The 11,467-nt window shown below is 61.9% G+C and carries 11 protein-coding genes; 4 read left to right on the top strand and 7 right to left on the bottom strand.

The features are described 5' to 3' along the window. Nucleotides 1–35 precede the first annotated feature (35 nt). From fba to ACQKIK_RS08910, 7 genes are all read right to left on the bottom strand, one after another. Nucleotides 36–1,100, bottom strand: coding sequence for a class II fructose-bisphosphate aldolase (gene fba / locus ACQKIK_RS08880; protein WP_045423785.1), 1,065 nt, complete (start codon nt 1,098–1,100; stop codon nt 36–38). A 168-nt stretch (nt 1,101–1,268) separates the two neighbouring features. Beyond that, a complete protein-coding gene (locus tag ACQKIK_RS08885) occupies nt 1,269–1,601 on the bottom strand; it encodes an MliC family protein (protein ID WP_045423784.1) in 333 nt (110 codons plus the stop codon). A 17-nt stretch (nt 1,602–1,618) separates the two neighbouring features. Continuing rightward, complete coding sequence (locus ACQKIK_RS08890) at nt 1,619–1,813, bottom strand: hypothetical protein (protein WP_045431533.1); 195 nt, start codon at nt 1,811–1,813, stop codon at nt 1,619–1,621. A 100-nt stretch (nt 1,814–1,913) separates the two neighbouring features. Beyond that, nucleotides 1,914–3,074 carry a phosphoglycerate kinase gene (locus ACQKIK_RS08895; protein WP_499135641.1) on the bottom strand — a complete coding sequence of 387 codons (1,161 nt, stop codon included), beginning with the start codon at nt 3,072–3,074 and terminating at the stop codon, nt 1,914–1,916. A 77-nt stretch (nt 3,075–3,151) separates the two neighbouring features. Further along, nucleotides 3,152–4,198 carry an erythrose-4-phosphate dehydrogenase gene (epd, locus tag ACQKIK_RS08900; RefSeq protein ID WP_045423780.1) on the bottom strand — a complete coding sequence of 349 codons (1,047 nt, stop codon included), beginning with the start codon at nt 4,196–4,198 and terminating at the stop codon, nt 3,152–3,154. A gap of 159 nt (nt 4,199–4,357) precedes the next feature. Further along, a complete protein-coding gene (gene tkt / locus ACQKIK_RS08905; RefSeq protein WP_499135642.1) occupies nt 4,358–6,355 on the bottom strand; it encodes a transketolase in 1,998 nt (665 codons plus the stop codon). 123 nt (nt 6,356–6,478) lie between these two features. After that, nucleotides 6,479–7,399, bottom strand: a complete 921-nt coding sequence (locus ACQKIK_RS08910) for a LysR substrate-binding domain-containing protein (protein WP_127840735.1) — start codon at nt 7,397–7,399, stop codon at nt 6,479–6,481. A 162-nt stretch (nt 7,400–7,561) separates the two neighbouring features. On the opposite strand from ACQKIK_RS08910, the gene ACQKIK_RS08915 reads away from it, so the two are divergent. The 4 genes from ACQKIK_RS08915 to metK all read left to right on the top strand — a co-directional run bounded on the left by ACQKIK_RS08915 (nt 7,562) and on the right by metK (nt 11,345). Next, nucleotides 7,562–8,458, top strand: coding sequence for a TauD/TfdA family dioxygenase (locus ACQKIK_RS08915; RefSeq protein ID WP_499135643.1), 897 nt, complete (start codon nt 7,562–7,564; stop codon nt 8,456–8,458). Continuing rightward, a complete protein-coding gene (locus tag ACQKIK_RS08920; protein WP_499135645.1) occupies nt 8,455–9,060 on the top strand; it encodes a LysE family translocator in 606 nt (201 codons plus the stop codon). The genes ACQKIK_RS08915 and ACQKIK_RS08920 overlap by 4 nt, the downstream gene beginning before the upstream one ends. Nucleotides 9,061–9,138: 78 nt before the next feature. Continuing rightward, nucleotides 9,139–10,140, top strand: coding sequence for an ArsR/SmtB family transcription factor (locus ACQKIK_RS08925; protein ID WP_046161638.1), 1,002 nt, complete (start codon nt 9,139–9,141; stop codon nt 10,138–10,140). Nucleotides 10,141–10,154: 14 nt separating this feature from the next. Then, nucleotides 10,155–11,345, top strand: a complete 1,191-nt coding sequence (metK, locus tag ACQKIK_RS08930) for a methionine adenosyltransferase (protein ID WP_046161637.1) — start codon at nt 10,155–10,157, stop codon at nt 11,343–11,345. Nucleotides 11,346–11,467: the final 122 nt, after the last annotated feature.

The following is an 11,467-nucleotide window of genomic DNA, read 5'->3' on the forward strand; positions in this document are numbered from 1 at the left end:
CCCGCACTAGGCGGGCTCGTCATCAACGCTTCGACTCAGTTGACCTTGGGGTCGAGTTCGCCGCGCGCATAACGCTCGAACATGGCGTCCAGGGAGATAGGCTTGATCTTCGATGCATTGCCGGCGGTACCGAAGGCTTCGTAACGGGCGATGCAGATGTCGCGCATCGCAGTTACGGTCTTCGCAAGGTATTTGCGTGGGTCGAATTCGCTGGGGTTCTTCGCCATGAATTCGCGGATCGCACCGGTGGACGCCAGACGCAGGTCGGTGTCGATGTTGACCTTACGCACACCGTACTTGATGCCTTCGACGATTTCCTCGACCGGGACGCCGTAGGTTTCCTTGATGTCACCACCGTACTCATTGATGATTTTCAGCCATTCCTGCGGGACCGAGGAGGAGCCATGCATTACCAGATGGGTATCCGGGATGCGCTGATGGATCTCCTTGATGCGCTGGATCGACAGGGTGTCACCGGTTGGCGGCTTGGTGAACTTGTAGGCGCCGTGGCTGGTGCCGATGGCGATGGCCAGGGCATCGACCTTGGTCTTGGCGACAAAGTCAGCCGCTTCTTCCGGGTCGGTCAGCAGCTGGCTGTGATCCAGGGTGCCTTCGGCACCGACGCCATCTTCTTCACCGGCCATACCGGTTTCCAGCGAGCCCAGGCAACCCAGCTCACCTTCTACCGACACGCCACAGGCGTGGGCGAAGGCGACGGTCTGCTGAGTGACGCGGACGTTGTATTCGTAATCGGACGGCGTCTTGCCGTCTTCACGCAGCGAGCCGTCCATCATGACTGAGCTGAAGCCCAGCTGGATGGAGCGCTGGCAGATGTCAGGGCTCGTGCCGTGATCCTGGTGCATGACCACCGGGATATGCGGGAATTCTTCTACCGCCGCGAGGATCAGGTGACGCAGAAACGGCGCGCCAGCGTACTTACGAGCACCGGCCGAAGCCTGGACGATCACCGGGGAGTCGGTTTTGTCGGCCGCTTCCATGATGGCTCGCATCTGCTCGAGGTTGTTTACGTTGAAGGCCGGCACGCCGTAGCCGAATTCGGCGGCGTGGTCGAGCATCTGGCGCATGCTGATGAGTGCCATGTTTTCCTTTCTCCCGGTTAGGGTCGTTTAATCATGTAAAGCCTGCCGCAGGGGCCGGCGCTGTTCAAGCACCGCGCGGTATGGCGCGGCATTGTAGTGGTGGACGGCTCAAAAGCCATCAGGCCCGGCGAAAACGCCGCAAAACAGGGAAATTGCCCGCCTTTTCGATCAGATGTTGATCAACGACGCACTGCAACCATGGGCGAGCAGCTTGTCATCAGCCAGGCGATAGACTAGTGCGCCTGTCCCCTTGTCGTGGAAGGCCACAACGCCATCGCTATAGAAAGCACCACGGGTCACGGGTTCCTTGCGCAACCTATGGACTTGCTGACTGTCGCCGATTTTCAGCTCCACCATCTGGCGGCTTTCATCAGCATAGCGCCAGGCAATGTTCTGCGTGCTCTGGCACTTCCAGCCTACGAAGGGTGCGTCCGGGCCGGATTGCCAGTGGCCGCACCCGGCAAGGAGCAATGCAGCAATCGAAATGAGCAGGCCTTTCATCGGTTCTCCTAGCGGGCTCAGGAACAGTCCTGGACGTCGGCAGCGGTGCCTGCCGTCGGGTCGCCAGTGCTCTGCATCTCAATGCGCTGATCGTTCTGCGCAGTCGGGCTTTGTACCGGTGGCGGGTCGATCACTTCACAGAGCGAGTCTGGTGAACCTCCGGCACAACCGGCCAGGCCAAGACAGCAAACAGCTATTGCGGCGTAACGCATGGTGAGTCTCCATTCCTCGTCTGGACAGAACAGAGACAGCAACCAGTCGCAGGGGTTGCCTTTGCCGTTACGCTTGTAACGACAAAAGGCCATCAGCCGTTTACTTTGCGCGCTGCTCCAGCACTTCCACAGCAGGCAGAACCTTACCTTCAACGAACTCGAGGAAAGCACCGCCGCCGGTAGAAATGTAGGAAATCTTTTCGCTCACGCCATACTTATCGATAGCCGCCAGCGTGTCGCCGCCGCCAGCGATAGAGAATGCCGGGCTTTGCGCGATGGCCTGAGCCAGCACCTTGGTGCCGTTGCCGAACTGATCGAACTCGAACACGCCGACCGGGCCGTTCCACAGGATGGTCTTTGACGACTTCAGCAGTTCGGCGAAGTTGGCTGCGGTCTGCGGGCCGATGTCCAGAATCATGTCGTCTTCGGCGACGTCCGCGACAGCCTTGACGGTGGCTTCAGCATCTTCAGCGAAAGCCTTGGCCACGACCACGTCGACCGGCAGCGGCACGCTGACCTTGGCGGCGATGGCCTTGGCGGTGTCGACCAGATCGGCTTCGTACAACGACTTGCCCACCGGGAAGCCGGCCGCAGCGAGGAAGGTGTTAGCGATACCACCGCCGACGATCAGCTGGTTGCAGACCTGGCTCAGGCTGTTGAGCACGTCCAGCTTGGTGGAGACTTTGGAGCCGGCGACGATGGCTGCCATCGGCTGAGCGGGGCTCTTCAGCGCTTTGCCCAGGGCATCCAGCTCGGCTGCGAGCAGCGGGCCGGCACAGGCCACCTTGGCGAATTTGGCCACGCCGTGGGTCGAACCCTGGGCGCGGTGCGCAGTGCCGAAGGCGTCCATGACGAACACATCGCACAGCGCCGCGTACTGCTGCGCCAGCTCGTCGGTGTTCTTCTTTTCACCCTTGTTGAAACGCACGTTCTCCAGCAGCACCAGCTCACCCGCCTGCACCTGGACGCCGCTCAGGTAATCCTTGACCAGCGGGACCTCGCGATCGAGCGCCTTGCTCAGGTAATCAGCGACCGGCTTGAGGCTGTCTTCCTCGCTGTAGACGCCCTCTTCCGGACGGCCCAGGTGTGAGCAGACCATCACCGCTGCGCCCTTTTCCAGTGCCAGCTTGATGGTTGGCAGCGAAGCGAGGATGCGCGCATCGCTTTTAACCGCGCCATCCTTCACCGGCACGTTGAGATCCTCACGGATCAGCACGCGCTTACCCTGGAGGTCGAGGTCGGTCATCTTCAAAACGGTCATGTGATCTTCCTTAAGTTCAAGAACGGCGATATTTGTAAGCTGCGGCCGGCCAGGTAAAGCCCGCCAGACAGTGACGGTTAGGCGCGGTGGGCGACGCGCAAATAATGATCGGCCACGTCGAGCATGCGGTTGGCGAAACCCCACTCGTTGTCGAACCAGGCCAGCAGGTTCACTAGCCGCGGCCCGGAGGCGCGCGTCAGGCTGCCATCGACGATCGCAGAATGCGGGTCGTGGTTGAAATCACAGCTGGCGTGGGGCAGCTCGGTATATGCGAGCAGGCCTTTCAACGGGCCGGATAGCGCGGCTTCCCGCAGAATCCGATTGATCGTCGGCGCATCCGTATCGCGGGAGGTCTGCACGGTGATATCCAGACATGACACGTTCACCGTCGGCACCCGCACGGCTTTGGCCTGAATCCGCCCCGAGAGTTCCGGCAGCAGGCGTTCGATGCCTTTTGCCAGACCGGTCGACACAGGGATCACCGACTGGAAAGCCGACCGCGTGCGGCGCAGATCATCGTGGTGATAGGCGTCGATGACCGGCTGATCGTTCATCGCCGAGTGAATCGTGGTGATCGAGACGTAATCGAGCCCGATGGCATCGTTGAGCAGCTTGAGCAGCGGTACGCCGCAGTTGGTAGTGCAGGACGCGTTGGAGACCAGTCGTTCGGCTCCCGTCAGCTGCTCATGGTTGATGCCCATGACCACCGTCGCATCAACGTCAGCGGCCCCGCTCATGGGTTGCGAAAACAACACGCGTGGAACACCAGCCGCGAGAAAGCGCTCCCCGCCGGCACGCGTGTTGTAGGCACCGGAACACTCGAGCACCAGGTCCACGCCCAGATCGCGCCAATCGACCGCTTCAGGCGTCGACTCGCGCAAGACCTTTACGCAGTGGCCGTTCAGATGCAGACAATCGCCTTCCACCGCCACGTCGCCGGGAAAGCGGCCATGGGTAGAGTCGAAACGGGTGAGGTATTCAAGACTGGCCATGTCGGCGAGGTCGTTGAGGGCGACGATCTCGAAATCGAAGGCCGCGTTGCGCTCGTAGAAGGCTCGCAACACGCAGCGACCAATGCGACCGTAGCCGTTGAGGGCAATGCGGTAGGGGACATTTCGGGGCATTCGCGGCTCGCCTTATGCGAGCTGGAAGCTGGAAGCCAGACACTCGATGTGGCTCGTGCCGCCGCCACTCCGATGTTGAGCCGCCACTTCTCAGCTGCTGTGATCTCGCAAACCTGAGCTGGAAGCCCCTTACTCAGGCTCCAGCTCGCAGCTTAGCTATCAGTCTTCCAGCAGCTCTTCAGCCACCGCAAGGATGTTGTCGACCGTAAAGCCGAACTCCTCGAACAGCTGACCAGCCGGGGCCGACTCGCCGTAGGTGGTCATGCCGATGATGCGGCCGTCGAGGCCGACGTACTTGTACCAGTAGTCGGCATGCGCCGCCTCGATGGCGATACGCGCACCCACTTCGACCGGCAGCACGTGCTGCTTCCAGGACGCATCCTGGGCATCGAAGACGCTGGTGCACGGCATCGAGACGACACGCACGTTGCGGCCCTGCTCAGTCAGCTTGTCGTAGGCCTGAACGGCTAACCCAACTTCCGAACCGGTGGAAATGAGGATCAGCTCAGGCTCGCCGACGCAGTTCTTGAGGATGTAACCACCCTTGGCAATGGACGCCTCGGTTTCGTTGTCGCGGATGTGATACGGCAGGTTCTGGCGCGAGAAGATCAGCGCGCTCGGGCCGTCCTTGCGTTCGACCGCATGCTTCCAGGCGACAGCGGACTCGACTGTGTCGGCCGGACGCCAGGTATCCAGGTTCGGCGTGGTGCGCAGGCTGGTGAGCTGCTCGATCGGCTGGTGAGTCGGGCCGTCTTCGCCAAGGCCAATGGAGTCATGCGTGAAGACGTAGAGCACACGCTGCTTCATCAGCGCCGACATGCGCACTGCGTTGCGCGCGTACTCCATGAACATCAGGAAGGTCGCGCCGTAGGGAATCAGGCCGCCGTGAAGGGCGATGCCGTTCATAATGGCGCTCATGCCGAACTCGCGCACGCCGTAGTACATATAGTTGCCCGAGGCATCCTCGGCGACCACCGGCTTGCAGCCCTTCCACAGCGTCAGGTTGGAGCCGGCCAGATCCGCCGAGCCACCAAGCAGTTCCGGCAGCAGCGGGCCGAAAGCGTTCAGGCAGTTCTGGCTGGCCTTGCGGCTGGCAATGGTTTCGCCCTTGGTGGCAACTTCGCGAATGAATGCCGAAGCTTTCTCAGCGAAGTCTTCCGGCAGCTCGCCGGCCATGCGGCGCTTGAACTCGGCGGCCATGGCCGGGAACTCGGTTTCGTAGGCAGCGAAGCGTTTGTTCCATTCGTTCTCGGCGTCCGCGCCCTTCTGCTTGGCATCCCACTCGGCGTAGATGTCAGCGGGGATTTCGAACGGGCCGTGCTTCCAGCCCAACGCCTCGCGGGTCAGGGCGATCTCGGCGTCGCCAAGCGCGGCGCCATGGGATTCTTCCTTGCCCTGCTTGTTCGGCGAGCCGAAGCCGATGATGGTCTTGCAGCAGATCAACGTCGGGCGGTCGCTCTTGCGCGCGGTATCGAGGGCGATCTGAATTTCGTCGGCGTCATGGCCATTGACGTTACGAATGACCTGCCAGCCGTAGGACTCGAAGCGGCGCGGCGTGTCATCGGTGAACCAGCCATGCACTTCGCCATCAATGGAGATGCCGTTGTCATCGTAGAAAGCGATCAGCTTGTTCAGCGCCAGGGTGCCGGCCAGGGAGCAGACTTCGTGGGAAATCCCTTCCATCAGGCAGCCGTCGCCCATGAACACATAGGTATGGTGGTCGACGATGTCGTGGCCGGGACGATTGAACTGTGCGGCCATAACCTTCTCCGCCAAGGCGAAGCCCACGGCGTTGGCTAGGCCCTGACCCAGCGGACCGGTGGTGGTCTCAACGCCGGCGGTGTAGCCGAACTCGGGATGGCCCGGGGTTTTGCTGTGCAATTGCCGGAAGCTCTTCAGGTCGTCGATGGACAGGTCGTAACCGGTCAGGTGCAGCAACGAGTAGATCAGCATCGAGCCGTGGCCGTTGGACAACACGAAACGGTCGCGGTCGGCCCACAGAGGGTTGGTCGGGCTGTGCTTCAGATGATCGCGCCAGAGAACCTCGGCGATGTCCGCCATGCCCATGGGGGCACCCGGGTGGCCGCTGTTGGCTTTCTGCACGGCATCCATGCTGAGGGCGCGGATGGCATTGGCTCGCTCACGACGGCTGGGCATCGCTGAATCTCCTGCGGGGTAGCTTCTGAAACGAAGGGGGCGGAAAAAGGCGGCCATTTTCCCCTACCGCGGGTGGCGGGGCAATGACTGAATAAGCGCCGCGGGGCCGCCAATGCCCTCTAATTAGTCGAGCAGCCTGACGCCACAGCTGCCGATGTCCGGCAAATGTTGCAGCAAATAGTCCTTCATGCGCGTCAGCGTCAGGGGCGGCTCTCCCGCTGCCGGCCAGACCAGGTAATAGCTGTCGCCGGAGCGCACTGCCTGGTCGAACGGCAGCATCAGCGAGCCTTTGCGCAACTCGGCGTCGACCAGGGCCAGATCGCCGATTGAGATGCCATGCCCCTGTGCTGCTGCGGAAATCCCCAGCTCCAGCGTGTCGAACAGCTTGCCCTGCTGCCAGGCGACAGCCTCGACCCAACCGACCCGTTGCAGCCAGCGGCGCCAGTCTCGGCAGTCGCGCGACGGGTGAATCAGCTCTGCATCAGCGAGGCGTGCAGCCGTCCAGGGTGATCCCCCCTGATAGTCCGGCGAACACACCGGCACCAGCCATTCATCGAACAACTTGATCCGGTTCCAGTCTGCCGGAAACCCGCCATGCCCCAGCAGGATGGCGCAATCGAAGGGTTCGTTGTGGAAGTCCACCGAATCGAGGTCCATCCAGGCACTGGTCAGTTGCACGCGATCCTGCGGATGGGTGAGTTGGAAATTCTCCAGCGCACCGAGCAGCCAACGCATGGTCAGGGTGGAAGGGGCTTTCAGCCGGAGCGCGTCCTGCTGGCGGTTGATGGCGATGCAGGCGTTTTCGATGGTACGGAAGCCGACCTTGAGTTCCTGCGCCAGCAGCCGTCCGGTGTCGGTCAGCGCCAATCGCGAACCGCGACGCTCGAAAAGAGAGCAGCCGAGGCTTTCTTCCAGCGTCTTCACGTGCCGACTGACAGCACTCTGGGTGATGCACAGGCTTTCAGCGGCCTGTGTAAATGACCCGAAGCGTGCCGCGACCTCAAAGGCACGCAGCGCATAAAGCGGCGGCATGCGCAACGTCATGCCACCAGTCTCCGGCATGAGTAAAACTCATCGGAGATGGCCGTTTTTTCCATTTTGCAACCCTCCAGGGCCCACCAATACTCGCCGGCAATCGGGCCAGCCGTGCGCTGGCATCGACTCAATAAGAGGCCTCTGCCTTGTATAACGCTAGGGAAGGATGACATGCCCACTCGCGAGTTCGATCAACTTTTGTCTGCCAGTATTCGTCACGGGGGGCTCAGTCAGGCGCAGATAGCGGACATCCTCGATTTCAAGCTGTTCGGCAACGCCAAGGGTTTTGTCCTGTTGGAAGACACGGAAATCGGCCAAATCCCGCCGACGCCCGCCTCACGCACCGACCTTAACAAGATCGACGACCGCAGCGAGCGCCTGCTCTTGCAGGCCACGGCGTTGCTGGGAGAGCCGATCGGCTACGTGCAGGAATCGGGCGGTTGCATCGTCAACAACTTCTTCCCGCAGCAGACGCAGTCCCGTGCCGCGACCTCGGACAGCTTCGACACCGAACTCGACCTTCACACCGAAAATGCCTTCCACGCCATCCAGCCGGACTACCTGCTGCTCCTCTGCCTGCGTCAGGATCCGGCTGCCGAGGCCGTCACCTACATCGCGTCGGCCGAGCGCATCCTCGAGCGACTTTCCTACGAAGACCAGGTGTTCTTTCTCAACGAGCCCTACAACTTTCTGTCCGACTACGGCCACAGCGAAAAGAACCAGCGCATCGATATCAACAAGCATCAGACTGTGCTGTACGGCGACCCTGACGCCCCCTTTCTGCGCTTCGATCCGCAATTCATGGTCGCCTACAGCGATCGGGCTCAGCGCGCGCTGGACCGACTGCGCGCCGTTGCCTGGGAAGCGGTCGAGCCAGTGCGCCTCACGCGCGGCGATCTGCTGATTATCGACAACCGCCGCACGGCACACGCACGCAGCCCCTTCACCGCCCGTTTCGATGGCAGCGATCGCTGGATGCAGCGCACCTTCGCCAGCTGCAACCTGCGCTTCTATACCGAAAAGCTGGGCAAGCAATCGCGCATCTTCGAACTGGTAACCGAGCTATGAACGCCACCTATCTCGCCTTTGCCGCCGCGGTCGCCTTGCTGATCGCCTCCCCTGGCCCGGTCGTCGCGCTGGTTGTCGCTGACGCCCGACGCAGCTGGCCGGCATGGACCATTCTCGGCGGAGTGCTATCGGCGCAAATGCTGTTGATCGCTGCGCTGATGGTGATCTACCTGGCCCTGGACCTGAAACCGGTGATTCTCGAATGGGGCCAGGTGCTCGGCGGGCTCTACCTGATCTGGCTCGGTGCCGACGGCCTCTGCGGCGGGGGCGGTGGAGAAGCTAAGGAGCTGCCGCGCCCGCAATCGCATTACTTCTGGCGGGCCATGGCGGTCGGACTGTCCAACCCCAAGGACATCCTGTTCTTCCTCGCTTTTCTGCCAGGCTTCATTCTGCCGGCCCAACCCTTCGCGCCGCAGGCTCTGGCGCTGATCGCCATTTGGGCACTAGTCGATGTTTCGATTTTGATCACCTACAGCCTGGTGTCACGCCAGTTGTCGAGCAATGACCGCCTGCAGGGGCTACTCGATCTGCTGCCCAATTTCTTTCTACTGGCGCTGGGTCTGGTGTCCTGCGGCATGGGCGTCAACAGCCTGATCAGCTAAGGCGTCGCTTGTCCAATATCAAAACTTTTTGATATTGGCATTGCTGGACGAAAATCGACCGACTAGACTGCGCTGCCTATGAGCCTGCGCATTCCCCAGATATCTTTCGACGACAGCGATCAGCTCGCCGCCCTGTGCAAAGCCGGCGGCGATTCGCTGCGGCTGAACGTACTGCGCGCACTGGCCAGCGACTCGTTCGGCGTGCTCGAGCTGGCGCAGATTTTTGCCACCGGACAATCCGGCATCAGCCATCACCTCAAGGTACTGACCCAGGCCGGCCTGCTGGCGACGCGCCGAGAAGGCAATGCGATCTTCTATCGCCGCGCCCTGCCCCAGAGCGACAACCTTGGCGGCAGGCTGCATGCAGCCCTGCTCGAAGAGGTGGATCAGCTGAGCCTGCCGCTCGATGTGCAGGCGCGCATTGCCGCGGTGCATGCCCAGCGCAGTGCCGCCAGTGAAGACTTCTTCGCAAGGATGGCCGGTAGCTTCCAGGCGCGGCAGGACATGATCGCCGGCTTCCCGCAGTACCGCGACAGCGTGGTCGCATTGCTCGATGCGCTGAATCTTCCAGCCCAGGCAACAGCACTTGAAGTAGGCCCCGGCGACGGTAGCTTTCTGCCCGAACTGGCACATCGGTTCGCTCGAGTGCTCGCGGTGGACAACAGTGCGGCGATGCTCGAGCTGGCTCGCTCACGTTGCGAGCGGGATGCGCTGGAAAATGTCGAGTTGAAGCTTGCCGACGCGTTGCAGGACGAATGTCCGTCAGCCGACTGCGTTGTGCTGAACATGGTTTTGCATCATCTGGCCGCGCCGGGTGAAGCACTCAAGCAACTTGCACGGCTGGTGAACATGGGCGGTAGCCTGCTGATCACCGAGCTGTGCAGCCACAACCAGAGTTGGGCCAGGGAGGCCTGCGGCGACCTCTGGTTGGGCTTCGAACAGGATGATCTGGCCCGTTGGGCCGATGCCGCGGGGCTCACGCCCGGCGAGAGCCTCTACATTGGCTTGAAGAACGGTTTTCAGATCCAGACCCGGTACTTTTCCCGGCTCGCCCCTGACAGCCGACTCACCCACCGGTAATTAGGAACCGATAGATGAGCGAATATTCGATTTTCACCTCCGAGTCCGTGTCCGAAGGGCACCCGGACAAGATTGCCGACCAGATTTCCGATGCGGTGCTGGACGCCATCATCGCCGAGGACAAGCATGCCCGCGTGGCCTGTGAGACGCTGGTCAAGACCGGCGTTGCGATCGTCGCTGGCGAAGTCACCACCAGCGCCTGGGTCGACCTTGAGCAGCTGGTACGCGACGTCATCATCGACATCGGCTACAACAGCTCGGAAGTCGGCTTCGATGGTGCCACCTGCGGCATCATCAACATCATCGGCAAGCAGTCGGTGGACATCGCCCAAGGCGTCGACCGCAGCAAGCCGGAAGACCAGGGCGCCGGCGATCAGGGCCTGATGTTCGGCTACGCCAGCAACGAAACCGACGTGCTGATGCCGGCTCCGATCCGCTTCTCCCACGCACTGGTCGAGCGCCAGGCTGAAGCGCGCAAGAACGGCCTGCTGCCGTGGCTGCGTCCGGACGCCAAGAGCCAGGTCACCTGCCGCTACGAAGGCGGCAAGGTGGTCGGCATCGACGCCATCGTGCTCTCCACCCAGCACAACCCGGAGGTCAAGCATTCGGACCTCAAGGAAGCGGTGATGGAGCTGATCGTCAAGCACGTGATCCCGGCCGAGCTGTTGCACAAGGACACCCAGTTCCATATCAACCCGACCGGCCAGTTCATCATCGGCGGCCCGGTGGGCGACTGCGGCCTGACTGGACGCAAGATCATCGTCGACACCTACGGCGGCATGGCCCGTCATGGCGGCGGCGCCTTCTCCGGCAAGGACCCGTCCAAGGTCGACCGTTCGGCTGCTTACGCTGGCCGCTACGTGGCGAAGAACATTGTCGCCGCCGGCTTGGCCGAGCGCTGTGAAATCCAGGTTTCCTACGCCATCGGCGTGGCCCAACCAACGTCGATCTCCATCAATACCTTCGGCACCAGCAAACTCAGCGACGAGAAGATCGTCGCTCTGGTCCGCGAGCATTTCGATCTGCGTCCGTACGCAATCACCACCATGCTCGACCTGCTGCACCCGATGTACAAAGCCACAGCAGCCTATGGTCACTTCGGCCGTACTCCAGTTGAAATGACGGTCGGTAACGACACCTTCACCGCCTTCACCTGGGAAAAGACCGACAAAGCCGACGCCCTGCGCGCCGCTGCCGGGCTCTGACCCGCCTCCAATCCGTAGGGTGGGCTTTAGCCCACCCCCGCGGAGCTGTCGCCAACTCGGTGGGCTGAAGCGGAACGCCGCCCGGCCCACCCTACGAGACGGCCAAGCGCATGAAAAAGCCC

It is taken from the genome of Pseudomonas sp. NPDC047961 (assembly GCF_050272435.1).
Classification (GTDB): domain Bacteria; phylum Pseudomonadota; class Gammaproteobacteria; order Pseudomonadales; family Pseudomonadaceae; genus Stutzerimonas.